This is a genomic window from Amycolatopsis sp. WAC 01416 (genome assembly GCF_003947485.1).
In the GTDB taxonomy this organism is placed as follows: Bacteria; Actinomycetota; Actinomycetes; order Mycobacteriales; family Pseudonocardiaceae; genus Amycolatopsis.
Map to the genome: position 1 here is coordinate 646,941 of NZ_QHHX01000004.1, position 25,072 is coordinate 672,012.

Annotated in this window: 22 protein-coding genes; 12 read left to right on the forward strand and 10 right to left on the reverse strand. The window is 69.1% G+C overall.

From position 1 onward, the window contains the following. Nucleotides 1–38 precede the first annotated feature (38 nt). The gene (locus tag DL990_RS16795; RefSeq protein ID WP_125799213.1) at nucleotides 39–1,127 is read right to left on the reverse strand and encodes an acyltransferase; all 1,089 of its coding nucleotides are present in this window, start codon (nucleotides 1,125–1,127) and stop codon (nucleotides 39–41) included. Between the two features lie 267 nt (nucleotides 1,128–1,394). After that, entirely contained in the window at nucleotides 1,395–2,066 is a 672-nt protein-coding gene (locus DL990_RS16800; RefSeq protein WP_125792768.1) for a peptidylprolyl isomerase, read from the reverse strand. A 136-nt stretch (nucleotides 2,067–2,202) separates the two neighbouring features. On the opposite strand from DL990_RS16800, the gene DL990_RS16805 reads away from it, so the two are divergent. Further along, complete coding sequence (locus DL990_RS16805) at nucleotides 2,203–2,814, forward strand: hypothetical protein (protein WP_125799214.1); 612 nt, start codon at nucleotides 2,203–2,205, stop codon at nucleotides 2,812–2,814. Between the two features lie 12 nt (nucleotides 2,815–2,826). On the opposite strand, the gene DL990_RS16810 is transcribed toward DL990_RS16805, so the two are convergent. Then, nucleotides 2,827–3,096, reverse strand: a complete 270-nt coding sequence (locus DL990_RS16810) for a DUF2631 domain-containing protein (protein ID WP_125786459.1) — start codon at nucleotides 3,094–3,096, stop codon at nucleotides 2,827–2,829. Nucleotides 3,097–3,191: 95 nt separating this feature from the next. Here DL990_RS16810 and dxr point away from each other — a divergent pair, with 95 nt between their 5' ends. The 6 genes from dxr (at nucleotide 3,192) to map (ending at nucleotide 10,651) form a co-directional block, all read left to right on the forward strand. Then, nucleotides 3,192–4,397 (forward strand): 1-deoxy-D-xylulose-5-phosphate reductoisomerase, encoded by a 1,206-nt coding sequence (gene dxr, locus DL990_RS16815; protein ID WP_125799215.1) that lies wholly within the window; start codon nucleotides 3,192–3,194, stop codon nucleotides 4,395–4,397. 3 nt (nucleotides 4,398–4,400) lie between these two features. Beyond that, nucleotides 4,401–5,636: an RIP metalloprotease gene (locus DL990_RS16820; RefSeq protein ID WP_125786457.1), complete on the forward strand. Its 1,236-nt coding sequence runs from the start codon at nucleotides 4,401–4,403 to the stop codon at nucleotides 5,634–5,636. 118 nt (nucleotides 5,637–5,754) lie between these two features. Continuing rightward, nucleotides 5,755–6,906, forward strand: coding sequence for a flavodoxin-dependent (E)-4-hydroxy-3-methylbut-2-enyl-diphosphate synthase (ispG, locus tag DL990_RS16825; protein WP_199746421.1), 1,152 nt, complete (start codon nucleotides 5,755–5,757; stop codon nucleotides 6,904–6,906). 154 nt (nucleotides 6,907–7,060) lie between these two features. Beyond that, entirely contained in the window at nucleotides 7,061–7,915 is an 855-nt protein-coding gene (locus DL990_RS16830; protein ID WP_125786456.1) for a GNAT family N-acetyltransferase, read from the forward strand. A gap of 49 nt (nucleotides 7,916–7,964) precedes the next feature. Continuing rightward, nucleotides 7,965–9,770, forward strand: coding sequence for a penicillin-binding transpeptidase domain-containing protein (locus DL990_RS16835; RefSeq protein WP_125786455.1), 1,806 nt, complete (start codon nucleotides 7,965–7,967; stop codon nucleotides 9,768–9,770). A 23-nt stretch (nucleotides 9,771–9,793) separates the two neighbouring features. Then, complete coding sequence (gene map / locus DL990_RS16840) at nucleotides 9,794–10,651, forward strand: type I methionyl aminopeptidase (protein WP_125799216.1); 858 nt, start codon at nucleotides 9,794–9,796, stop codon at nucleotides 10,649–10,651. Nucleotides 10,652–10,819: 168 nt separating this feature from the next. On the opposite strand, the gene DL990_RS16845 is transcribed toward map, so the two are convergent. Then, nucleotides 10,820–11,509 (reverse strand): FadR/GntR family transcriptional regulator, encoded by a 690-nt coding sequence (locus tag DL990_RS16845; protein ID WP_125786453.1) that lies wholly within the window; start codon nucleotides 11,507–11,509, stop codon nucleotides 10,820–10,822. 48 nt (nucleotides 11,510–11,557) lie between these two features. On the opposite strand from DL990_RS16845, the gene DL990_RS16850 reads away from it, so the two are divergent. After that, nucleotides 11,558–12,805: an MFS transporter gene (locus DL990_RS16850; protein ID WP_125786452.1), complete on the forward strand. Its 1,248-nt coding sequence runs from the start codon at nucleotides 11,558–11,560 to the stop codon at nucleotides 12,803–12,805. A gap of 54 nt (nucleotides 12,806–12,859) precedes the next feature. Further along, nucleotides 12,860–13,372, forward strand: a complete 513-nt coding sequence (locus DL990_RS16855; protein ID WP_233620490.1) for a hypothetical protein — start codon at nucleotides 12,860–12,862, stop codon at nucleotides 13,370–13,372. A 69-nt stretch (nucleotides 13,373–13,441) separates the two neighbouring features. On the opposite strand, the gene DL990_RS16860 is transcribed toward DL990_RS16855, so the two are convergent. Next, on the reverse strand, nucleotides 13,442–14,836 hold the full coding sequence (locus DL990_RS16860) for a mycothione reductase (protein WP_125786451.1): 1,395 nt from the start codon (nucleotides 14,834–14,836) through the stop codon (nucleotides 13,442–13,444). A gap of 74 nt (nucleotides 14,837–14,910) precedes the next feature. Further along, on the reverse strand, nucleotides 14,911–15,726 hold the full coding sequence (locus tag DL990_RS16865; protein ID WP_370451348.1) for a M15 family metallopeptidase: 816 nt from the start codon (nucleotides 15,724–15,726) through the stop codon (nucleotides 14,911–14,913). Between the two features lie 181 nt (nucleotides 15,727–15,907). On the opposite strand from DL990_RS16865, the gene DL990_RS16870 reads away from it, so the two are divergent. Next, a complete protein-coding gene (locus DL990_RS16870; RefSeq protein ID WP_125799217.1) occupies nucleotides 15,908–16,741 on the forward strand; it encodes a trypsin-like serine protease in 834 nt (277 codons plus the stop codon). Nucleotides 16,742–16,774: 33 nt separating this feature from the next. Next, entirely contained in the window at nucleotides 16,775–17,257 is a 483-nt protein-coding gene (locus DL990_RS16875) for a GNAT family N-acetyltransferase (protein ID WP_125786449.1), read from the forward strand. Here DL990_RS16875 and DL990_RS16880 read toward each other — a convergent pair. The 3 genes from DL990_RS16880 to DL990_RS16890 all read right to left on the reverse strand — a co-directional run bounded on the left by DL990_RS16880 (nucleotide 17,223) and on the right by DL990_RS16890 (nucleotide 21,369). After that, nucleotides 17,223–18,410 (reverse strand): 8-amino-7-oxononanoate synthase, encoded by a 1,188-nt coding sequence (locus tag DL990_RS16880; protein ID WP_125786448.1) that lies wholly within the window; start codon nucleotides 18,408–18,410, stop codon nucleotides 17,223–17,225. The two genes, DL990_RS16875 and DL990_RS16880, sit on opposite strands and share 35 nt — an antisense overlap. Before the next feature lie 139 nt (nucleotides 18,411–18,549). Continuing rightward, complete coding sequence (locus DL990_RS16885; protein WP_125786447.1) at nucleotides 18,550–20,061, reverse strand: DEAD/DEAH box helicase; 1,512 nt, start codon at nucleotides 20,059–20,061, stop codon at nucleotides 18,550–18,552. 366 nt (nucleotides 20,062–20,427) lie between these two features. Further along, a complete protein-coding gene (locus DL990_RS16890; protein WP_125799218.1) occupies nucleotides 20,428–21,369 on the reverse strand; it encodes a serine protein kinase RIO in 942 nt (313 codons plus the stop codon). A gap of 389 nt (nucleotides 21,370–21,758) precedes the next feature. Here DL990_RS16890 and DL990_RS16895 point away from each other — a divergent pair, with 389 nt between their 5' ends. After that, the gene (locus tag DL990_RS16895) at nucleotides 21,759–21,947 is read left to right on the forward strand and encodes a hypothetical protein (RefSeq protein WP_199746422.1); all 189 of its coding nucleotides are present in this window, start codon (nucleotides 21,759–21,761) and stop codon (nucleotides 21,945–21,947) included. An 18-nt stretch (nucleotides 21,948–21,965) separates the two neighbouring features. Here DL990_RS16895 and DL990_RS16900 read toward each other — a convergent pair whose 3' ends face one another. Beyond that, nucleotides 21,966–24,791 carry an AAA family ATPase gene (locus DL990_RS16900; protein WP_125799280.1) on the reverse strand — a complete coding sequence of 942 codons (2,826 nt, stop codon included), beginning with the start codon at nucleotides 24,789–24,791 and terminating at the stop codon, nucleotides 21,966–21,968. Nucleotides 24,792–25,072: the final 281 nt, after the last annotated feature.

Below are 25,072 nucleotides of genomic sequence, written 5' to 3' on the forward strand. Positions count from 1 at the left end.
AGTACCGGACCAGCACAAGGGCGATCCGCCCGAATCGCTCAGCTCCTGGCCAGAGCGGGTTCGGCTTCCCGCACTGTGGGATCGGGCAGGACGGGCCCGCGCCGGGCGACCACCTTGCGGCCCACGTCGATCATCGGCACTTCGACCCACCGGTAAAGGACGTCGGAGATGATGAGTGCGACGACGGTCACGGCGATCGCGGTCAAGGTCCGCTGGATGCCCAACTGAGGGATCGACAAGGCGACCACGGTCGCCGCCACCCCTTGCAAGAGGTACACCGAGTACGACCGCTCGCCGATGAACCGCATCGGCGGGGTGGAGAAGAGCCAGGCGATCGGACCGCGCGGGATCAGCGAGGTGATGAACAGGGCGACCAGGACCGCATACGTCGTGCCGCCGATCGTGCCGCCGTCCTTGAAGAAGGCCTCGATGTCGGTCACGTGGATCTGGAGAACCACGAGCGCCGCGAGCAGGACGAAGCAGGCCAGCGGGTGGGTGAAGAAGCGGAGGACCGCGAAGCCCTTGCGGTAGTGGAGACCGATGGCGAGCGCGCAACCGATGATGATGGGGGAGTAGGCACCGGCGTACGGCATCACCGGGATCAGCGCGATCATGAGCGCGATCAGGCCGATCGCCAGGCCGAGCCGCTTCGGGAAGCTCAGCGCCGCGATGCCGAAGGCGAGGAACGGCCAGACGAGATAGAACTTCTGCTCCACGCCCAGCGTCCATGATTGACCGAAAGGCGCGTTATGGGCGAATTCGTTGGTGAACGTGAGGAAGTAAGGCATCGCGCCGGAGAGCCCGCTCGAGGTGTACTGGCCACGCAGATAGGTGAACACCACGATGATGCCCAAAACCGCGAAGTACACCGGAAGAATGCGAAACGCGCGACGGATGTAGAAGTCGGCGAGCGAAATCCTGCCTTTTCGGTCTTCTTCGCGCAGTGCCAGCGTGGTGATCAGGAAGCCCGAGAGAACGAAGAACAGGTGGACACCGATCCACCCGTTGGCCATGGCCCACGACGGTCCTCCGTAGTGGAACACCACCACGAGGAGCGCGGCGATCGCACGCAACCCGTCGAGGGCCGGGAATCTTCTGGTGGACAGGTACTGCTCGTGAGTCATCATCGTGGCCGCCCAGGAACGTCACCGGCGGACTGACCGGTAAGGATGCGTCACTCTAAAGGGTGAATCGCTCGTTCCTGTGAGGGGGCTGCGGTTTTCCCGTGGACATTGTTGGAGATTTGCGTGCTGTCGAGTTTTATGGCTCTTTGTTGCCGAATCTGGTCGGCGATCAGGCTTCATGTCAAACGAGCGGGGAGGATTTGGGGCGTTGAACGTCCCAGATCCTCCCCGCTCGGCCTTTTCGCTATCAATAGGGAGACTGCGAATGAATCAGAAACCCACAGACGCCTTCTGGATCTTCACCGGCTTCGCGGGCAGCCCGTCGGCAGGACCGTTCGGATCGGTCGGGATGATGCCGTTCGCCACGATCCGGTCCAGCACCTCCATGCCCCGCACGACCTTGCCCATCACCGAGTAGTTCTTCGGGATGTTCGCGAAGGAGTGCACGATGAAGAACTCGCTGCCGTTCGTGCCGGGGCCCTGGTTGCCCATGGCGATGGTGCCGCGTTCGTAGGTCTCGGTGCCGTCGACCTCGTCCGGGAACTTGTAGCCCGGCCCGCCCTTCTCGGCTTCGTAGATGTCGCCGCACTGAAGGACGCCGAGGCGCGACGAGTTCGTCAGGCGCCAGCACTGGCTGCGGTCGTAGAAGCGCTGCAGGGCCAGGCTCGCCAGGTTGTGGACGGCGCACGGAGCGGCGCCGGCGCGGTTCAGGCGCACGGTCACCGGGCCGTAGTTGAAGCGGAACGTGACGTCCACGGTGCCGCGGGTCAGCGCGAAGGGAAGCGGGCGCAGCACCGGCCGGGCCGCGGGGTTTTCGGGCGTCGGCGTGAATTCGCAGCGCACGATCGGCGCCGAAGACGCGGGCGCGGCGGTGGCGACACCGGGCAGGAGCACGGCGGCGAGAGCGGAAACGACAGCGGTGACACCCCAGCGCAGCTTCATGAGGGGAAACCTAACCCAAAAGGGTGGTCGTCGGGTAGCAGTTCACGCGGCGCGTGGTCCAAGTGGTCGTGAGTGGCGATTCGGGTTAGAACACGAATCGCCACTCACGACCACCTGCACCGAACGGTCACCGCACATGCTGAGCTCACTCACCGCCGCGTACCTCGCCGTCTCCCTCACGCTGATCCCGCCGACCGAGATCCGGCCTGACCAGGTCGATCATGTCGCCTTGCCGTGCGTTCAGACGGGCGCGTCCACCGACGACGCGGACGCCGCCAAGAGCCTCAACCAGCAACTCGGCACCAAGATGCGCGGCTACATGAACCCGTACAACACGTCGTGCGCCAGAGCGATCGTCGAGACCGTCCAGAGACAGGGGCTCAACGATCGCGCGGCGGCCATCGCGATCGCCACGGTGATCGTCGAGTCGAGCATCGCCAACCTCGACGGCGGCCTCGGCGACTCGGTCGGGCTCTTCCAGCAGCGCGCGAGCTGGGGTTCCTTCCAACAGCGGACCGACCCGGTCTGGGCGACCGGCAGATTCCTCGCCGTGATGCGGCAGTTCTACCCGAACGACACGTGGAACAACGTCGCCATCGGGGACGTCGCGGCGGCGGTCCAGCGGCCGGCCGCGAAGTACCGGCATCGCTACGGGGTCGAGGCGGGCGACGCGGTCACGATCGTCAACGAGCTGTGGTCCCAGGACGGCAACTGGCCCCCGTCCTCGAAGGAGAGCGGGGGCCGGTGAGCCGTGAAGGAACTACTTGCGCCAGGCCGTGCGCTGCTTCCGGATGTCGAGCACCAGCCCGAACATCATGAACAGCGACAGGCCGATCAGCCACAGGTTCTCGGTCCAGCCGTGGTGGTTGCCGTACAGCATCACCAGCAGGATGATCGCGGTCAGCCAGCCCGCGATCCGCGTCGCCTTCGGGAAGGAACCGTGCCAGCCCCACTCGGCCGACGGCTCGTCGCGGGGGTCAACGGTGTCGACGCCTACCCGGCCGCGCTTTTCGACCGCCTTGCTCGCCACGATCAACTCCTCAAAACCCGATGGTTCGCTTGCCCGCGAATGATCCCACACCTGGCTGCACGCGCCCGACGGGGCCCGCGCGACAATGGCACCCGATGACTACCTCGCGAAGTGTGCTCGTGCTCGGTTCGACCGGATCGGTCGGCGCCCAGGCCCTCGACGTCGCGGCCCGCAACCCGGAGCTGTTCCGGGTCGCCGGGATCGCCGCGGGCGGCTCCGACCCCGCCGCGCTGGCCGCGCAGGCCCTGGCGCACCAGGTCGACGCCGTCGCCGTCAGCAGGCCGACGGCCGTGGAAGACCTGCAGCTCGCGTTGTACGCCGAGGCGCAGAAGCGCGGCTACAACCGTGGCGACTTCAAACTCCCGCGCATCTTCGCCGGAGCCGACGCGATCGTCGAGATGATCGACGCCACCCCGGTCGACGTCGTGCTCAACGCGCTCCCGGGCTCACAGGGGCTCCCGCCGACCCTGCGCGCGCTCGCCACCGGCGCCACGCTCGCGCTGGCCAACAAGGAATCGCTGATCGCGGGCGGACCGCTCGTGCTGGCGGCGGCCGAACCCGGACAGCTGGTTCCGGTCGATTCCGAGCACTCCGCGATCGCGCAGGCCCTTCGCGCCGGCCGCGAGTCGGAGGTCGCCCGGCTGGTCCTCACCGCCTCGGGCGGCCCGTTCCGCGGCCGAAAACGCGAGGAGTTGACGGACGTCACAGTCGAGCAGGCGATGGCGCATCCGACCTGGTCGATGGGGCCGCTCATCACGATCAACTCGTCCACTTTGGTCAACAAGGGCCTGGAGCTGATCGAGGCGAAGCTCCTGTTCGACATCGAGACCGACCGCATCGACGTGGTCGTCCACCCGCAGTCGATCATCCACTCGATGGTGACGTTCGTGGACGGCTCGACGATCGCCCAGGCCAGCCCGCCCGACATGCGGCTGCCGATCGCGCTGGCCCTGCACTGGCCGGACCGCGTGCCCGGCGCCGCGGCCGCGTGCGGCTGGGACAAGCCCGCGAGCTGGACTTTCGAGCCGCTGGACAACGACGCGTTCCCCGCCGTCGAGCTCGCGAGGCACGCCGGAGACGCCGGAGGCTGCATCCCGGCGGTGTACAACGCGGCGAACGAGGAACTGGTGGCCGCTTTCCTGGCACAGAACACCGGCTTCACCTCGATTGTGGACACTATTGCCCAGGTGGTGGAAACCGCCGACGAATGGCGTCGCGAACCTCGCGACGTTGATGACGTACTAGCTGCCGAGCGCTGGGCTCGCGCGCGTGCCGGTGCGCTGATCGGTAAGGGGAAGTAGCGCGTGGTCTTCATTCTCGGGATCGTGCTGTTCGCGCTGGGCATCTGCCTGTCGGTCGCGCTGCACGAGGCCGGTCACATGTGGGCGGCCAAGGCCTTCGGCATGAAGGTCCGGCGCTACTTCATCGGCTTCGGGCCGACGATCTTCTCCTTCCGCCGAGGTGAGACCGAGTACGGCGTGAAGTGGATCCCGCTCGGCGGCTTCTGCGACATCGCGGGCATGACCGCGCTCGACGAGGTCACCCCGGAGGAGTCGAAGCGCGCGATGTGGCGCTTCAAGACCTGGAAGCGCACCGTCGTCATGTCGGCGGGTTCGGCGATGCACTTCATCCTCGGGTTCATCATTCTGTACCTGATGGCCATCACCATGGGCCTGCCGAACCCGGAGGCACAGGCCGCTCCCACCCAGCCGGTGATCAACAGCACTTCCTGTGCCCGGACGGCCACCACCATGGAGCAGCTCAACGACACGACCTGTCCGGCGGACGCGCCCACTCCGGCGAAGACCGCCGGAATCCAGGCCGGTGACAAGATCGTGTCGGTCGCCGGCAAGCCGACGCCGACCTGGACCGACGTGCTCGCGGCCGTCCAGGTCGCCGGTGGCCCGACGCCGTTCGTGGTCGAGCGCGGCGGGCAGCGGCTGAACCTGACCGTCGACGTGCCGCGCGTGCAGCGACTGGTCGCCGACGGCGAGAAGAAGACCACGGTCAAGGACGTCGGCATGATCGGCGCCTCACCGGTACCGAAAACGCTGGTGGCGACTTATGGCCCGGTCGACGCGGTCGGGGCGACGGTCAGCTTCACCGGCACGATGTTCTCCGAGACCGCCAAGCGGCTGATCGAGTTCCCGTCGCGGATTCCCGCGGTGGTGGATTCCATCTTCGGCGGTGAGCGCGACCCGAACACCCCGGTCAGCGTGGTCGGCGCCAGCCGGATCGGCGGCGAGGCGGCCGAGCGTGGCCTGTGGGAGATCTTCGTCCTCCTGCTGGCGAGCCTGAACTTCTTCATCGGCGTGTTCAACCTGCTGCCGCTGCTCCCGCTCGACGGCGGGCATATCGCGGTCGTCTGGTACGAGCGGGTGCGGGACTGGATCCGGAAACTGCGCGGCAAGGCGGCGGGCGGTCCGGTCGACTACACGAAGCTGTCGGCGGTCACGATGGTGCTCGTCTTCATCGGCGGCGCGGTGACTCTGCTCACCGTCACCGCCGACATCGTGAACCCGGTCAAGCTGTTTCAGTGACGCGGGAGGACGGTTACGGAGCGCGCTGTCAGCACCGTTGGACTTCTCGGGTAATGCTGCTCACCGTGACGACTGACGTCGTGTATGTCCGCCGATCGGGGTAGGTACGCTTGAAGGCGTGACTGTCGCTCTTGGTATGCCAGCGCTTCCTCCTCCCGTCCTCTCCGAGCGTCGCAAGACCCGACAGTTGCAGGTCGGGTCGGTCGGCGTGGGCAGCGAGCACCCGATTTCGGTGCAGTCGATGACCACCACCCTCACCTCCGACGTCAACGCGACCCTGCAGCAGATCGCCGAGCTGACCGCCGCGGGCTGTGACATCGTGCGCGTCGCGTGCCCGTCCGCGGACGACGCCGAGGCGCTGCCCGCGATCGCGCGGAAGTCGCAGATCCCGGTGATCGCCGACATCCACTTCCAGCCGAAGTACGTCTTCGCCGCGATCGAGGCGGGCTGTGCGGCGGTCCGGGTGAACCCGGGCAACATCCGCAAGTTCGACGACCAGGTCAAGGAGATCGCGCGGGCCGCGAAGGACCACGGCACGCCGATCCGGATCGGCGTCAACGCGGGTTCGCTGGACAAGCGGATCATGGACAAGTACGGCAAGGCGACCCCGGAGGCGCTGGCCGAGTCGGCGCTGTGGGAGGCGTCGCTGTTCGCCGAGCACGACTTCCACGACGTCAAGATCTCCGTGAAGCACAACGACCCGGTGGTCATGGTGCGCGCGTACGAGATCCTCGCCGAGCAGTGCGACTACCCGCTGCACCTCGGCGTGACCGAGGCGGGCCCGGCGTTCCAGGGCACCATCAAGTCGGCTGTGGCGTTCGGCGCGCTGCTTCGGCAGGGCATCGGCGACACCATCCGCGTTTCGCTGTCGGCGCCGCCGGTGGAAGAGGTCAAGGTCGGGATCCAGATCCTGCAGTCGCTGAACCTCAAGGAGCGCAAGCTCGAGATCGTGTCCTGCCCGTCGTGCGGCCGTGCGCAGGTGGACGTGTACACCCTCGCCGAGCAGGTGACCGCCGGGCTGGAGGGCATGGAGATCCCGCTGCGCGTCGCGGTCATGGGCTGCGTCGTCAACGGGCCGGGCGAAGCCCGCGAGGCGGACCTCGGCGTCGCTTCGGGCAACGGCAAGGGCCAGATCTTCGTCAAGGGCGAGGTCATCAAGACCGTGCCCGAGCACGCGATCGTCGAGACGCTGATCGAAGAGGCCATGCGGATCGCCGAGGAGTCGGGCCAGACGATCGGTGAGGGCGAGCCGACCGTCACCGTCGGCTGACTGGTCGAGTCAAGCGCAATGAAAGGCCCCTTCATGGCAAATTTTGCTATGAAGGGGCCTTTCATTGCGCTTGATGCCCCCACCTGCCCAGGTTCTCTCAGCGTGTCGTGAAGCTTGCGTTCCGTTTATGCCGCCGATCTGGCACCCTGGAGTGGTGTTGCGGCTTGCAGGTGCACGGCTGCTCGATGATCGGGACTATCCCGCGGTCCGTGCCGCGCTCGCGACAGACCCGGTCGGCAGCTGCATGGTCAGTGCCAGGGTGGAGACCGCGGGTCTCGATCCCTGGCGGCTCGGTGGTGAGCTTTGGGCCGCCGATTCCCGTCCGGTCCGGGCGGGCAGGCTCCAGGGGCTGTGCTTCTCCGGGCCGAATCTGATCCCGTTGCGCGGCAACGCCTCCGCTTTGCGTTCCTTCGCCGATCGCGCCCTGCGCCGCCAGCGGAGCTGTTCGTCGCTGGTCGGCCCGGCCGAGCAGGTGCTGGGGCTGTGGGACGAACTCGAGCCGGAATGGGGTCCCGCCCGCGAAGTCCGGCACGACCAGCCGTTGATGGCGCTCGACGGGGTTCCGTCCGTCGCCGCCGATCCGCTGGTCCGCGCGGTGCGCCCGGAGGAGCTCGACAGGTATCTCCCGGCCGCGATCGCCATGTTCGTCGAAGAGGTCGGCGTCGACCCCCGCAACGGTGATGGTGGCGCCGGTTACCGCGCCCGCGTCGCGGAACTGATCGCCGGCGGCCGGGCGTTCGCGCGGTTCGAGGACGGCGAGGTCGTCTTCAAGGCCGAGATCGGTGCGATGTCCTCCACGGTCGGCCAGATCCAGGGGGTCTGGGTGCATCCGGATCGCCGGAGCGGCGGTCTCGGCACGGCAGGGACGGCGTCCGTGGTGAACAGGCTCGTCCGCGGGATGGGCCGAACCGCGAGTCTCTATGTCAACGCCTACAACAGCCCGGCGCTCGCCGCTTACCGGAAGATCGGCTTCCACCAGGTCGGGCAGTACGCGACCGTTCTTTTCTAGGCCGTGTCGCGTCCGGCCGGATCGGGCCGGGGCTGGCAGGATCCGGGGCATGCCAGCAGGTCGTCGTTTCGCCGTCGTCGTGCTCGCGGGGGTGGTGGGCCTCTCGGCCGCCGGGTGTGGACTCTTCGCCGATTCCGGACCCGAAGACGCCGTCACGGGTTTCCTCGGCGGGCTCTCTTCAGGTGACGTCGCCGCCGCGGCCTCCTTCACCGATTCGCCGGACGCTGCCCGCGCAGTACTGGAGATGGCTCGGAAAGCGCTTTCCCCCGAGTCGATCAAGATCGTGGACAAGCAGGTCCGGCATTCGTCCGGGGCGGACAACGGGACGGCGACCTACCAGCTCACCTGGAATCTCCCGCGCGGCCGCGCCTGGACGTACAAGGCCGACGCTCAGGTCCATTCCACCCAAGACGGCTGGAAGGTGCGCTGGCTGCCCACCGCGCTCCACCCGCAACTGGCCGCGCAGCAGAGCATCGCGCTGAAAGCCGACCCGCCGGACCTCGCGCCGGTGCTGGACCGCGACGGGATGCCGTTGCTGCGCCCGCAGACCGTCGTCAGCGTGGTGCTCGACCCGGCGAAGGCGGGAGACCTGGTGGCGGTCTCCGACAAACTCGGCGCGGTGCTCAACCGGTTCGAAGCGTCGGTGACCGGTCAGTCGATCCGCGACGGGGTGAAGACGCTCAAACCCGGCTCCGGCTACCCGGTGGTGAGCCTGCGGGCCGCCGCCTACCAAGAGGTGAAGCCCGAGATCTACGAACTGCCCGGCGTCCGGTTCAGTCAGCAGGAAAGGCTTCTGCCCGACGACAAGAACTTCGGCAAGCAGGTGCTTCCCGCGGTCCGGTCGCTCGTCGAGGACCAGGTGGAGGGCTCGGCGGGCTGGCGCGTGGTCACGCTCGACACGGGCGGCGGCGAGATCATCGACCTGCACTCCGAACACCCCAAACCGGCGCCCGCGGTCGTCAGCACGCTCAGCGTGAAGGCACAGGGTTCGGCGGAACGGGCGCTCGCCCCGGTCCCGACGGCCTCCGCGCTGGTCGCGATCCAGCCGTCGACGGGCGAACTGCTGGCGGTGGCGCAGAACGCCCCGGCCGACACCCAGGGCGCGATCGCGCTCACCGGCCGGTTCCCGCCGGGGTCCACGTTCAAGATGGCCACCGCCGTCGCGGCGCTGTCCGCGGGCGCGGTGCGGGCGGACAGCCCCGTCGACTGCCCCGGAACGGCCACCTTCGAGAACCGGACGGTGCCGAACGAGGGCAAGTTCGCCCTCGGTGTCGTCCCGCTGTCCACGGCGTTCGCCAAGTCCTGCAACACGACGTTCGCGAAACTCTCGACCGATCTGCCGCCGGCCGCGCTGACCGACGCCGCGCGAGACCTCGGCGTCGGCGCCGACTTCGTGATCCCCGGCCTGACCACGATCACCGGTTCGGTGCCACCGGCGAACACCGTCGCGCAGCGGGCGGAGAACGGTTTCGGTCAGGGGACCGTCGTGACGAGCCCGTTCGGGCTGGCCGTCGCCACCGCGACGGTCCAGTCCGGGAAGGTGCCGGTGCCGACGCTGGTGCGGGGGATGGCCGCGACGTCGTCCGGGCTCGGCAAACCGATCCGGCCGGAGGTGCTCGACGCGCTGCGCGGGATGATGCGCGAGGTTGTCACCGACGGCACGGCGACACTGCTCAAACCGTTGCCGGACGTGCGGGGCAAGACCGGGACGGCCCAGTTCGGCGACGGGACGCGTTCGCACGGCTGGTTCGTCGGCTACACCGGGGATCTGGCCTTCGCGGTGCTCACCACCGACGCGGGGACGTCCAAACCCGCGGTCGAGGCCGCCCAGCGCTTCCTGGCGGGACTCGGCTAGCCGTCAGGTCGTAGGCTGGGCTCATGTCCGTTCGATCCCCCTTGAAGCCCGGCGTCCAGACGCCGAGGCGAGTCGTCCCCGCCAGCATCGCCCGTCCCGAGTACGTCGACCGGCCGGCGCCGAAACGCGACACGGGCAACGGGGTCCGCACGCCCGAGGTGATCGAGGCGATGCGCGTCGCGAGCCGGATCGCGGCGCAAGCGCTCGAGGAGGGTGGCAAGGCCGTCAAACCCGGCGCGACCACCGACGACATCGACAAGGTGATCCACGAGTTCCTGCTGGACAACCACGCGTACCCGTCGACGCTGGGCTACCGCGCGTTCCCGAAGTCGTGCTGCACCTCGCTCAACGAGGTGATCTGCCACGGCATCCCGGACTCGACGGTGATCGAGGACGGCGACATCTGCAACATCGACGTCACCGCGTTCATCGGCGGCGTCCACGGCGACACGAACGCGACGTTCCTGGCGGGTGACGTCTCGGAAGAGGCGCGGCTGCTGGTCGAGCGCACGCGCGAGGCGACCATGCGCGCCATCAAGGCCGTCCGCCCCGGCAGGCAGCTCAACGTCATCGGCCGCGTCATCGAGGCCTACGCGAAGCGGTTCGGCTACGGCGTCGTCCGCGACTTCACCGGCCACGGCGTCGGCCCGGCGTTCCACACCGCGCCGACCGTCCTGCACTACGAGGAACCGTCGGTCGACACGGTCATCGAGCAGGGCATGACCTTCACGATCGAGCCGATGATCACCCTCGGCACCATCGACTACGACATCTGGGCCGACGACTGGACCGTCACCACCAAGGACAAGAAGTGGACGGCCCAGTTCGAGCACACCCTCGTGGTGACCGAGGACGGCGCTGAAGTCCTTACGGTGCCTTAGGTCGCGCGCTGACGGAAACACGCCGAAGGGGCGCCGTATCGTACGCAACTCACGTTGTGTGCGAAGGCGCCCCTTCATCGTGTTTCCGTGGGCCTCCGGCCCAAAAGAGGGCGCGCGACGTGCAGTCTCCGTCGGGCGCGGGGCGCCGTTGGGGAGACTGCACGCCGCTCAGCTCTCGTCCTGCTCCACCCTGGCCAGGAGTTCGTCCAGGAAACCGCACGCCTCGCTGGCGGCCCGGTCCGCGTCGCCGTCGGCGATGGCCTCGGCGAGCCCCTCGTGCCCTATCTCCGGCAGGTACTCGCCTCCCGGCGTCACGTTCGACGTCGCGGCCACGCTGGCCGTTATCACCTCGGTGAGCCCGCGGTACATCTCGGTCAGCAGGGTGTTATGTCCACTTTGGACGACGGCGAAGTGGAATTCCGCGTCGAGGCGGGCGAAATCCTCCCAATGGCCCTGGCGGAGTTCGGCGTTGCGGCGGTCGAGCAGGGAGCGAAGCTCGGCGACTTCCTCGTCGGTCCGTGAGGCGGCCGCGAGCCGGGCTCCCTCGACCTCGAGGATGCGCCGCACCTGCAGTACCTCGCGCAGTTCCGAACCGCACAACCGCCGGATGGCGCCCGAGACCTCGCTCGTCGCCCTCACGTAGGTCCCGTCGCCCTGCCGGACCTCGAGCAGCCCCGTGTGCGCGAGCGCGCGAACGGCCTCGCGGACGGTGTTGCGCCCGACGCCGAGCTGTCCTGCCAGCTCCGGTTCGGTCGGAATCCGCTGACCGATAGGCCATTCTCCCTGCGTGACGGCGTCACGCAGCTGCTCGATGACCTGATCGACCAGGCCGGCACGGCGCGTGGTGGCCAATGGCACAGCGTTGTCCCTTCATCCAATCATCCTATGTATGTGATACTAGCCGACGTGCGTGTCGACTCCCGAGAATCCGTTTCCCCGTTCGATGAAAGTCTTGAACTCGAAGGCTCGATCGAAACGGAGTGGCGGCCGGGGGTGATCACCGGCGGCGTCCTGCTGGGTGTCGCGGTGATCCTGGTGGCCCTCAACCTGCGCCCGGCGATCACCAGCGTCGGCCCGATCCTCGGCGAGATGCGCGACGACCTCGGTGCCACGGCGACCTGGGCAGGCGTGCTCACCACGCTCCCCGGCCTGTGTTTCGCCGCCGCCGGATTCGCCGCGCCCGCGCTGGCCCGCCGGTTCGGCATCGGCGCGGCCATCGCGGCCGCGCTGTCGGTGCTGGGCGTCGGCCTGGTGCTGCGAGTGCTCGACGGACCGTACGTCGTGCTCGGTGGAACGCTGGTCGCCACGGCGGGAATCGCCTTGGCGAACGTGCTGATCCCGGTCGTCATCAAGGACTCCTTCCCGGCGCGTGTTGGCATGATGACCGGCGTGTACACCGCCGCTCTGCAGGGCGGGGGCGCACTGGGGTCCGCGCTCACCCCTCCCTTGGAGAGCGCGTTCGGCGGCTGGCGTCAAGGTCTAGGCGCCTGGTCGGTGCTGGCGGTGCTCGCACTCCTCGTATGGATTCTCGCAGCCCGCGGTGCGGGGCGGGTGCCCGTTCCGGAGGCAGGCAAGCAGGGTAGCGGGCGATCGCTGCTGCGGAGCCCCCTTGCGTGGATGGTCACCCTTTTCTTCGGCACTCAGGCCTTTTTGGCCTACGTCGTGATGGGCTGGCTGCCGGAGGTGATGATCGACGCGGGGGTGAGCAAGGGTGATTCCGGGCTGCTGCTCGGGTTGATCTCGCTCATCGCCGTCCCGATCAGTCTCGTGGTGGCGCCGATGGCCGCACGGCACAAGAGCCAGAGCCCGTGGATCGTCGGGCTGGGTGTCCCCGGCTTCGTCGGCATGGTCGGCATGATGGTCGCGCCCGCCGCCTCGCCCTTGCTGTGGTGCCTCCTCATCGGGCTCGGGATGAGCGTCTTCTCGCTCGCGCTCACGGTGATCGCTTTGCGGGCGCGCTCCGGCGAGGACACCGCGCGGCTGTCGGGGATGGCGCAGGGCATCGGCTACCTGATGGCGGCCGTCGGGCCGTTCCTCTTCGGGCTGCTCCACGATCTCACCCATGCCTGGACCGTGCCCTGGATCATGATGCTCGTGGTCTTCGTCGCGCAGATGACCTTCGGCGCCCTCGCCGGTCGCCGCCGCTTCGTCTGAACGCGTTCAAAAAACTTCTTGACCCCGCCGGGGCGGAGCCATAACCTGAGCGAGTTGAACCTGTTCAAAAACTCGGTTCTGGGGGTCGGCGTGGTGGAGGGAACGGCGTACGGGGCGGCCCTGGCGTGTTTCGCCGCGGTGTGTGTCGCCTTGGCGCCGCAACGGCCCGAAGCGGTGGTCTCGCCGCACGAGTTCTATCGCGCCGTGGACCGGGTGTGCGTGCAGGTGGGGAAGGACAGCAGGGCGGCGATCCAGCGCTACTGGCCGGACCCGGAGGGGGACGTCGCGACGGAGCTGCGCAAGTGGCAGCACTACGTCGCGACGAAGGTGGACGACGCCAAGGACGTCTTCAAGGGGGCGACAGGGGTCCGCGCGGTGCCTGGAGGGGCGGCATCCGCGCGGGAGGACTTCCTGGTGGCGATCCGCCGATACGTCGAGGCGGGGGAGCGGTTCCAGCAGGACGGAGCCCGCTCGCCCGCCTTGATGGGCGCCTCGGACGTCGAGATGAACGCGGTGAGCGCGCTCGCGGCGCGCAACGGGGCCCGCAACTGCGACCGTGTCGTCTGAACACCCGCAATCAGTCACCTACTTGCGGCAGGGAACCTCCGCAAGTAGGTGACTGATTGCGGCGGAAGGTCAGTCCAGCGGAAGGTTCAACAGCGCGTTCTCGACCAGTTCCGGCATCGCCGGGTGGATCCAGTACTGCCCGCGCGCCATGCTCTTCGCGTCCAAGCCGAAGCTCATCGCCTGGATCAGCGGCTGGATCACCGACGACGACTGCGGGCCGATGATGTGCGCGCCGAGCAGCTGCCCGGTGGCCGGGTCGGCGAGCAGCTTCGCGAAGCCGGTGGTGTCCTCCATCGCCCAGCCGTAGGCGATGCCCGCGTAGTCCTGGTGCGACGTCACGTACGAGACGCCGCGCTCACGGGCCTCGCGTTCGGTCAGCCCGACGGACGCGACCTGCGGCGAGGTGAACACCGCGTGCGGGACGAACCGGTGGTCGGCCTCGATCCGCTCGTCCGGGTGCAGCAGGTTGTGCTGCACGACGCGCTGCTCGTGGTTCGCGACGTGCTTCAGCTCGAACACCGACGAGATGTCGCCGAGCGCGTAGATCCCGTCGACCGCGGTCTGCTGGTACTCGTCGACCACGACGTGCCCGCGCTCGCCGGTGGTCACCCCGGTGGCGGCGACGTCGAGGAGGTCGGAGTTCGGCTTCCGGCCGGTGGCGACCAGCAGCACGTCGGCTTCGACGGTCTCGGCGCCTTCCGGGCCTTCGAGGTCCAGAGCGACGCCCGACGCGGTTTTGCGCGCGCGGACGGTCTTCCGGTCGAGCCGGACGTCGAACCGCTGCGCGGCCAGTTCGGTGAACCGGGCGCTGACGTCGTCGTCCTCGGACCGCAGCAGCGCGCCGGACCGGTTGACCAAGGTCACGTTCACCCCGAACGAGGCGAAGACGTGCGCGAACTCGGCGGCGATGTATCCGCCGCCGAGGATCACGATGCTCGACGGCAGTTCGTCGAGCCGCATCACCGTGTCGGAGGTGTGGTAGCCGGTTTCGGCGAGACCGGGGACGTCCGGGATCACCGGGCGCCCGCCGGCGGCGAGCACGAACTTGTCGGCGGTGATCGTTTCCGAGGGGCGGCCGTCGGGGTAGCTGACCCGCAGTTCCTTGTGACCGGTGAAGCGGCCTTCGCCCTCGTACACGGTGACGTTCTTGTTGTCCTCGTGCTCGACGCGGTACTCGCGCCCACCGGCGGCGATCGGGTCGATCCGGCCGAAGATCCGGTCGCGCACGTCGCGCCAGCGGACCCCGGTCAGCTCTTCGTCGACGCCGAACTTCGACGACGAAGCGGGGGTGGCCGCGACATTGGCGGCGTGCACGAACATCTTCGTCGGGATGCAGCCCACGTTCAGGCAGGTGCCACCGAACGTGCCCTTCTCCACGATCGCCGTGTTCCAGTCCGCGAAACGCGGGTCGAGGATCGAGTTGCCCGATCCGGTACCGACGATCACCAGGTCGTAGTGGGGCACGCTGTCTTCCTTTGCGGCGGGAGCGGGTGGTTCCGACTCTAGCCAACTTGTCACGAAGGCCGGTTGTTCCCGGTTCAACGCCCGTCGGCGCTGAAGTGCATCCGGTCCTTCGGCGTCGTCCAAGTGCCGCCCCAGGTCCAGCCGATCGCGGAGAACGCGGCCACGGTCCGGTCGCCGGGGACGATCATCCCGGGCCGAAGCTTCCCTCGGTCGAGATACGCCGACGCGAGCTCGGGCAGGACGAGATCACCCTTGGTGTACGGGTTGCAGAAGGGGTCGACGTCGATCGCGAGCCCGTAGGCGTGCGAGGACCAGTTCGTCTGGCCGCGTGCCGGGCGGCAGACGAACGCGGTGGTGTTGTTCCCGTCACCCGTCGGTGGAGCGGTGAGTTCGGCGGGCGCGGTCACCCGCATCTCCTCGATCGGGAACTTCGCGGCGAACAACTGCCCGAATACGGTGACGACGGCGTTCGCCACGGAAGCGTTCACGAGCATTTCCCCGGTGTGCGCGCGACCGTCGAAACCCCAGAACGAGAGCGTGAGATAGCGCAGTTCGCCGGCGGAGACGGGGCAGCCCGCTTGCCAGGTACTGCGCGCGAGCACCTCGGCGGGAACGGGATTCACCGTGCCCGCGAACCGGTTTCCGGCGGGTGGGGGAAGCAGGTCGGTGGTCGGCAGGGAACGGTCGGCCAGCACGGGAGGTGTCGGGAGGACCTGCCCGAAACCGTCACCGCGCAAGGGAAGTGGCGTCGCGCCGACCCGCCAGGCCGGTACGGGTGACGGTGCGGGCGTGCTCGGAGTCGTTGTCGCCGAAGGGGTTTGCGCCGGACCATTGGTGACGACCGGGCTCGAACACGAGAACAGCAGAAGGGCCGTAGCCGCCAGAATCATCGCCGTAGCCCGCACGAGGTCCAGGGTGACAGATGCGTTCGGTGAGCACAGGTCCACCCGTTTCAGTGACACCGCATCGGGCTTTCTCCGATTAGGGTATTCGCGATCGCTCGTGTACGCGCTGGAGTCGAATGACTTCCCAGGGTCTGACCGTACGTACGCCCCGGTGAAGGGACAGAACATGCCCAAGAAGTCACGCCGCACCCTGCTGCTCGCTGTCGGAGCGGTCCTCGCGACGGCCGTGATGGTCCCGATCGCGGTCAACAGCGCGTCGGCGGACGACAGCGCGGTGAGCGGCCCGGACAAGGCCGCGCAGCCGAGGATCGTCGGCGGCGGCAAGGCTTCGGTCTCGCAGTACCCGTACGCGGTGTACCTGGCCGATCGCGGCGGCAACCAGTACTGCGGCGCGGTGATCGTCAGCTCCACGACGGTCGCGACGGCGGCGCACTGCGCGGTCGCGGTCAAGCGTTCCGATGTCCGGGTGGTCGCCGGACGCGAGGACAAGCGCTCACGGGACGGCGTGGAGCTGCGTGTTTCGCGGATCTGGGTCAGCCCCGACTACAGCGGCGATCCGGGCAAGGGCGACGACATCGCGGTGATGACGGTCAGCGGTCAGCTGCCGTACCGGCCCGCGAAGGTCGCGGACAACGGCAACGCCGACCTGTACAGCGAAGGTACGAAGGCGACAGTGCTCGGCTGGGGCAGGGTCGCCGAAGGCGGCGCGCGGTCGCACTATCTGCGCAGCGCCGTCGTCCCGGTGGTCAGCGACAAGACCTGCCGCAGCGCGTACTCGGGCTACGACCCGAGCGATATGGTGTGCGCCGGTTATCCCGAAGGCGGGATCGACGCCTGCCAGGGCGATTCGGGCGGACCGCTGATGGTGGGCGACACCCTGATCGGGATCGTGTCGTACGGCGAAGGCTGTGCGAAGCCGAACAAGCCGGGCGTCTACACCCGTGTCTCGCACTTCGCGAACGAGATCTCGAAGCAGAACAACCGCGGCCTGATCGGCTGATCGGTGCCTTCTTCACGTCCGATGTGCTAACAAGTGGGCGTGAGTACCGACACCCCGATCACCGAGACCACGTCGTTCCCGCTGTCCGTCGCCGGTGACGAGATCACGGCCGCACAGCTGCACGGCATCCTCCGCCTGCGCGTGGACGTGTTCGTCGTCGAGCAGGACTGCGCCTATCACGAGATCGACGGACGCGACCTCCTGCCCGGCACCCGGCACCTCTGGATCGGCGGTTCGGTCGCCGTCGATTCGTATCTGCGCGTGTTGCAGGACGCCGGCGGAACCTTCCGCATCGGCCGGGTGTGCACGGCGGTCCGCTCACGCGGCAAGGGACTCGCGGGACGGCTGATGGAGACCGCGCTCGCGGGGATCGGGGAAGCGCCATGCGTCCTCGACGCGCAGACCTACGCGAAGGACTTCTACGCCAAGTACGGCTTCGTCGTCGAAGGCGACGAGTTCCTGGAAGACGGGATCCCGCACCTCACGATGTGGCGCCGGGAGGCGCAGCGGCTGTGATCACCCCGACCGCGCGGTCCACATCGGCCTCGGTGAGGTCGGCCCGCGCGGTCAGGCGCAGGCGGGAGATGCCGTCGGGCACGGACGGCGGGCGGAAGCAGCCGACCCGCACCCCCTGATCGGCGCACGCGGCCGCCCAGGCGACGGCCGATTCCGGTGACGGCGCCTGCACCGAGATCACCGCGGCGTCCGGGAGGCTGACCCGGAAACCCGCCGATTTCAGTTGCATCGCAAGGTTTCCGGCGGCTTCGGTCACCTTCGTGGCCAGCTCCGGCTCGGCCTTCAACGCGTTGAGCGCGGCCAGCGCGGCGGCGGCGCTGGCGGGCGCGAGGCCGGTGTCGAAGATGAAACTGCGCGCCGTGTCCACCAGATGCTTGATCACGCGACGCGGCCCGAGCACTGCTCCGCCTTGTGCCCCAAGGGATTTCGACAGCGTGATGGTGGTGACGACGTCCGGCGCGCCGGAGAGCCCCGCCGCGTGGACGGCCCCGCGGCCGCCCTCGCCGAGGACGCCGAAACCGTGCGCGTCGTCGATGAGCAGCGAAGCGCCGTGCTCCCGGCAAACACCGGCGAGCTGCTCCAGCGGGGCGATGTCACCGTCGACGGAGAAGACGGAATCGGTGACGACGAGCGCGCGCGGTTTGCGGCGGGTCGCCAGCGCGTGTTTGAAGGCGTTCGGGTCGCTGTGCGCGACGGCGGCGATGTCCGAGCGGGACAGGCGGCAGCCTTCGATCAGTGAGGCGTGGATGTACTTGTCCGTCACGATCGCGGAATCCGCGCCGGACAGGGCCGTGACGGCGCCGAGGTTCGCGGTGAAGCCCGACGAGAAGACCAGCGCCGCCTGCGCGCCGCAGAAGCGGGCGAGGTCCTGCTCGAGTTCGGCGTGGACCTCGGTGGTGCCGGAGACAAGCCGGGAGCCCGTCGCGCCGGCGCCCCAGCGCAGCGCGGCCGCCGCGGCGGCACCGGCGACGCGTTTGTCCCTGGCGAGCCCGAGGTAGTCGTTGCCCGCGAGGTCCAGCTCCGGTTCCTGCGCCTGCCGGATGCGCAACTTGCGCACCAGCCCGGCCTCGGCCCGCTTCTCCGCCTCCACGTCGAGCCAGTCGAAGACCTGGTCGGGCGGGAGGTTCTGGTGAGCGGGGCCGGGAGAAGTCACGCCCCGCAGTCTCCCATCCGCCGTTCGGCGCTGGGCGTGGTGGTCCCCACAGCGAACGCAATGAAGGGGCCTTTCATAGCAAAATTTGCTATGAAAGGCCCCTTCATCTCAAGCTTGAAGCCGGATCAACCGGCTTCGCTCAGCTGTCGTAGCTGCGACGCGGGCGACCGGTGCCCGGACGCTGCGGACGGCCGCTGCCGCCACCGGACTCGCCACGACGCGGGCGGCCGCGGAAGCCGCCACCGCCGGGACGGCCGCCTTCGCGGTGACCGTGACCCTCGCGGGAGCCCTGGTAACCACCGCGGTCGCCGCCACCGTAGCCGCGGCCACCGCCACGACGCGGGGATTCACGACGACGCTCGATGACCGGCTCGCCGCTGGGCTGCTGCGCACCGGTGATGCGGATGAGCTCGGCGTCGCCGGGGCGGACCGTGGTCTGCTCGGCGCGGACACCGGCGCGGTCGGTCATCCGGCGCACCATGCGGCGCTGGTCGTGGGTGACCAGCGTGACCACGACACCGGACGCCCCGGCGCGCGCGGTGCGGCCGGCGCGGTGCAGGTAGTCCTTGTGGTCGGCGGCCGGGTCGACGTGCAGCACCAGCGAGATGTCGTCGACGTGGATACCGCGCGCGGCGACGTCCGTGGCGACGAGGACCGGGGCGAAGCCTTCCTTGAAGTCCGCGAGGACCCGGTTGCGCTGGCCCTGGGTCTTGCCGCCGTGCAGTGCGGCCGCGTGGACGCCCTTCTCGCGCAGGCGCTCGGTGAGGCGGTCCACGTGGTGCTTGGTGCGGACGAACATGATCGTGCGGCCCTCGCGGGCGCCGATCTCGGTGATGATGTCCTGCTTGTCCTGGTGCGACACCTGGAGCACGTGGTGATCCATGGTGGTGACGCTGGCGGTCGACGGGGCGACCGAGTGCGTGACCGGGTTGGTCAGATACGCGCGGACCAGGCGGTCGACGTCACCGTCGAGGGTGGCGGAGAACAGCAGGCGCTGGCCGTCACGCGGGGTCAGGTCGAGGATCTCGCGGACCTGCGGCATGAAGCCCATGTCGGCCATCTGGTCGGCTTCGTCGAGCGCGATGAAGCTGCAGTCCGACAGCGACGCGGTGCCCTGCCGGACGTGGTCCGACAGCCGGCCGGGGGTGGCGATCAGCAGGTCGACGCCGCGGGAAAGCGCGTCGGCCTGACGGGTGAAGGCCATGCCGCCGACGGCGGTGCGGCACCACAGGCCGAGGGACTTGGCCAGCGGGGTCAGCGAGTCGGCGACCTGCATGGCCAGCTCGCGGGTCGGGACCAGGATCAGCGCACGCGGGTGCTTCGGACGGGCGCGGCCGCCGTTGAGCCGGGTCAGCATCGCGAGGCCGAAGGCCAGGGTCTTGCCGGAACCGGTCTGGGCGCGGCCCAGCACGTCGCGGCCGGCGAGCGCGTCGGGGATGGTCGCCGACTGGATCGGGAACGGGGTGGTGATACCGGCGTCGGCCAGTGCCCGCAGCAGAGGCTCGGGAAGCCCGAGCTCCGCCCAGGTGGTGGCCTGGACACTCTCGACGGCGTCGTTGTGCAGCATCGAGTCACCCGCGGGGCGGGTGCGCGGCTTGCGGTGTTGCCGGGCCGACGGTGAAGAGTGGCCGGAGTTGAACGTGACTGTCACAAATGCCTCTCGGACGTGGCACGTCGCAAGGAGGCCCGGGGCTGCCCGCACGCAGGCAGGCAAGATGGTGTGCACAGATGGGCGTTCACAGGGACGAACCCGGCACACCGCGTCTGCATGACACCGCGCGCCAATTGGTTGATACGGATACCGCGAGCCATTCGGTTGGCTTTGGAGGCGACGGACACCACTCATCCACGCCGCCGGTTGCGGTCTAGCACTACTGTACCGGACCGTTATCCGGCCTCCCAATTGGAGGGACCGATTGTGGGCAGGGTCTCCACGACGGCTTCTCCCGGCGTGTCTTGAAAGGGTCGTTCCTGACGTGCTGTGTCGGGAACGACCCTTTCAAGACACTGTGGACGGTCAGCGGAGACCGGCGATCTCCCGCAGTTCCTCGATCAGCTCCGGGACGGCCGTGAGCTGCTCCGGCAGCCCCCGCGAGTGGAACCACGTGGCGATGTTGCGCACGTCCCGCGCGAGGAACTCGAGCCCGCCGGGATTGGCCACGATGTCGACCACCTGCGGCAGGTCGATCACCATGATCCGGTCCCGGTGGACCAGCAGGTTGTACGCCGAGAGGTCGCCGTGCGCGAGCCCCTGCGACGCCAGCAGTTCCAGCATCGCCGCCGTCTGGAACCACAGTTCCCGCAACTGTTCCGGCTCCGGCCGGACCTGCGCCAGGCGCGGCGCCGCCGTCCCGCCGTCGCCGAGGAATTCCAGCAGCAGCTCGGTGCCGTCGCGCTGCACCGGGTACGGCACCGGCGCACCGACCACCCACAGCTTGCTCAGCGCGCCGAATTCGGCCACCGCCCACTGTTCGGCGATGAGATTGCGGCCGAAGCTGCTGCGCGACTCCATGGCCCGCATCTCCCGCGACCGCCGCATCCGCCTGCCTTCGAGGTAGCCGGCGTCGCGATGGAACAACCGGTGCTCGCCACTGCGATACCGCTTGGCCGCGAGCACGGTGCCCTCGGTGCCCGGCAGGTTGCGCCGGACGAGGTGGACGTCCGCCTCCTTGCCGGTTTTGAGGATGCCGAGTTCGGTGTCCACCGCTGCCAGTTCGGTGATCACCCAATCGGGTCGCGGAAGCGGCCCCTGCTCCGCTTCTCCCCAGGTGCTCCAACGGTCCGCGCCGTCGGGGATGGCGGTTTCGGTGTAGGCGTCCTCACGCAGCCGGGCGAGCCGGACGCGTTCGGCTTCGGTGAGCCGTCCGCCGCGGGCGGGTTCGGGTTCGTCGTCGAAACGGCGACGACGGGTGCGGCTCGGACGGTCGTAGGTTTCTTCTTCGAGATCGTGCTTGCGCACTGGTGGGTTCTCCTAGTCAGGGATGCCCCACCGGGCGAGCGTCGTGGCTCAGCCGCGAGGGGCGAGTGGATGGGGGCGGCCAAGGCCCCGGACAGTCATCAGCACGAGGCACCTCCCGGTCGCATCCACCGGCTCCCTGCCGGATCGAGCACGATCATCACGGACGCACTCAGGCGCGCGCAACCGATTTATTGAGGGGTAGGTCGAACGTGTTGTGGCGCGGGGCCGGCGTCCGCTTCTGCGTACGCGTTCTCCTGGTAGTGAGGGCCTCGTTCGTCTCGCCCGAGGCACGCCACGTTTGCCTTACCTCTCAATAATTTCGAGAGTCCCGATACCCGGTTGCCGTCCGGTGCGATCCTGGTGGCGGACGGCGATCCGGGGAGGGCTGGTTGGCGAAGCGGCGGTATGTGGCGAGGGGCGTGCCCGGCGGGTACCGGATCTGGGACACCAAGGCGCGGCGGTGGTGGGGCGACCACTACGAGCTGTGCCCCGACGACTTGCTCGCCGAGCTGAACGGCTCCGCTGACCCCTCGCGGATCACCGCCCTGCTCAAGCGCTATCGGGCGCTTCGGCGGTGAGTTGATCGCTACGACGTCCTACGCCGACCGCAGCCCGGCCAGCTCGCTCCGCGACCGCACCTTCAGCTTGCGCAACACGCTCGCGACGTGCTGTTCCACCGTGCGCCGGGACAGGAACAGCACCTCGGCGATCTCCCGGTTGGTGTGCCCGGCGGCGAGCAGGCGGGCGACGTCGCGCTCGCGTGGGGACAGTTCGTCGCCGTAACCCCGGCGGCCGCGGCGTGAGGGGGCGACCGCGCCGGTGGACCGGAAGGCGTGGCGGCAGCGGGCGGCGTCCCGGGTGGCGCCGAGGTGGTCGAAGGTCTCGGCGAGCGCCGCGAATGTCTCGGCGACGTCCTCGTCGCAGGCCAGGCGGCATCGCGCGGCCCGTTCGGCGATCAGCGCCGCGTGATACGGCGCGGGGAGGGCTTCGAACCGGGTCCGTGCCTGCTCGAAGGCCTCGATCGCCTCCGCGTGGTCGCCGCGGGATGCCGCGACGAGCCCGCGGTTCGCGGCCAGCGCGGCGCGGGTCGACGGCGCGTCGAGGTCGCCGATCTCGCGTTCGAACTCGTCGGTCAGCGCCTGCGCCTCGGCGTCCCGCCCGGTGGCGCAGTACGCGTCGACAGCGGCCATCAGCAGATCGGCGCCCCAGGCCCAGACACCCTTGGCACGCAAGAGTTCCAGTCCCTTTTCGGCCTGGGCGACGGCGGCCTCGCCGAGATCCTGCGCGAGCAGCATGCCCGCCATCCCGGCGTGCGCGGCGATCGCGACCGGGGTGAACGCGTTCTCCGGCTGGTCCGCCGCGGTCAAGACGAACCGGGCGGCGGCCTCGTCCCATTCGCCGCGGGCGGCGGCGAGCAGGCCGAGCACCAGGCACAGTTCGCTGGTCACCGGCAGGAGGTCGCGGTACTCGTCGATCAGCGCGCCCGCCCGTTCGGCGAGGCCGTCCCAGTTCCCGGTGAGCCAGTCGGTGTGGACGGCCGTCGCGCGGGCGGTGCTGACCACGTACGGCGCCCCGCAGTCGGCTGCCAGCTGCATCCCGCTGCGCAGCAGGCTCTTCGCCCGCCGGTGGTGGCCGGTCCAGGCGCAGGCGTCGGCGCTGTTGCAGTGCAGCCGCGCCAGATGCCGCTGTTCGTCGGCGGACCCGACGCTGGTGGGCGCCCGGTCCAGCATGTCCCAGCCGCGCGCGTCCCCGATGTGCAGCCGCGACGCCGTGTTGTTGGCCAGCAGGATGATCTTCAGCCGCCGGTCCGTGGCCCGCTCGATGAGCTCGTCCACCCGGTCCATCCAGCGCCGGTGCTCCCGCAACGGGGTCGCGCCGACCCACGGCTGGGCGAGGACGCCCATCCCGCGCCCGGCCAGGTCGGGCCGGTCGGCGAGGTCGTTGACGGCGATCTCGATCTCGGTCCTCGCCGCCTCCAGCCCACCCGCCTGGCGCACCAGCAGGAGTCCGAGCCCCAGCCGGACCTCGCCGCTCAGCCGTCCGGACAGCCTGCCGTCGGTGAGGAGCCGCTCGAGTGCCGGGACGACTTCGGTCTGCGCGAGGCCGTTGCACGCCACCGAACTGAACTTGACCGCCAGTCTGTCCACATCGGACGGTTGCAGGCCGGGTTCGTCGAGCAGGGTGCGGAGCAGATCGGTCGCGGTGGCCAGATCACCGACCGTCGACGCCTGATCGGCGGCCGCTTCGCCGTACTTCAGCGCTCCGGCCCGGTCGCCGGCCTTGCGGCAGTGTTCGGCGAGCCGCACCAGCGACTGCGGGAGCCGGTCGCGCAGCAGCCGCGCGGCCCGCCGGTGCAGCTCCTGGCGGTCAGGGCCGGGGATGGTGCGGTAGACGGCTTGCCTGGCGAACGCGTGCCGGAAGTCGTAGGTGCCTTCACCGATCTCCACCAGGACGTTGCGTTCGAGCGCGAGGACGAGCGCGCGGCGGGCTCGTTCGGGGGTGAGCGCGGCCGCGGCGGTCAGCAGGTCCGAAGTGGACGGTGTGCCGAGGACGGCGGCGGCCTCGGTGATCCGCCGGGCGGCCGACGGCAGCGCCACGAGGCGTTCGACCGTCGCCTCTCTCAGCAACGCCGGGACCTCGACCTCGTCGAGCAGACGCCGCGCGGTCGCGCCGTCGGCGTGGACCGCGGCCTCGGTGTCGCCGATCGCGTGCACGATCTCCTCGACCACGAACGGGATCCCGGCGGTCCGCTCGTGCAGCCGCGCGGCGAACTCGGCCGAGATGTTCGCTTCGCCGAGCAGGGCCGATACCAGCGACTGGACGCCGTCGCGATCCAGCGGGCGAAGGGCGACGAGCGCGTGCGCGGTGCCGGGAGCCGGCCGGTAGGCACTGCCGAGCGGGATGCCGCCGGGCGTCTCTTCGCGCCGGTACGTGAGCACGAGGGTCAGGCCCGTGGGCGGTTCGGTCATCAGGAACCGCAGCAGCCGCCGGGAACCGTCGTCCGCCCAGTGCAGGTCTTCGATGAGCAGGACGTGCGGGCCCAGTGAACCGAGCAGTTCCCGGACGGCGCGGAAAAGCCGGTGCCGATCGGCTCGCGGATCACCGAGCCTCGGCGGCGGCTGGGGCAGGAAGCCCGCGAGTTCCGGCAGATAGGGCGCGAGTACACCGGTCACCGGGTTGAGGTCGCGCGCGGGGCGGACATCCTTCAGCGCGTCGAAGATCACGCCATACGGGAAGGGCTCGCGCATTGGCTGGCAGATTCCGGTGAGCACCGGCCGTCCGGCCAGTTCCGGACGCGCCAGCAGTTCGATGGCGAGCCGGGTCTTGCCCACGCCCGCTTCACCTTCGAGCATGAGCACCGACGGCGAGCGCATCGCGCCGTCGAGAAGCTCGCTCAGTTCCGTCTCACGGCCGACGAGCACCGGCGAACTCGTCCTGCGTCGGCAGTCACCGATCACCATGCCGGGTCACCCCCGCTTCACGAACCACACCGTTCGAGTGAACGCAGCTTAAGCGCCTGCTTAGTGATCACGGAACCCACTCGGACCGTCACGGAACTTTCGTAGGGACGGCGGGTTTCCCTATTAGATACGTAGTCCTACGGACCGTTGCCTCGCTTGTTCGCGCAGGTCCCGCCACCCGAAAGTGAGTGCAGCGTGACTGCACGTCACGGCGCCGGCCCGGACTTCTGCCGGCGCGAACC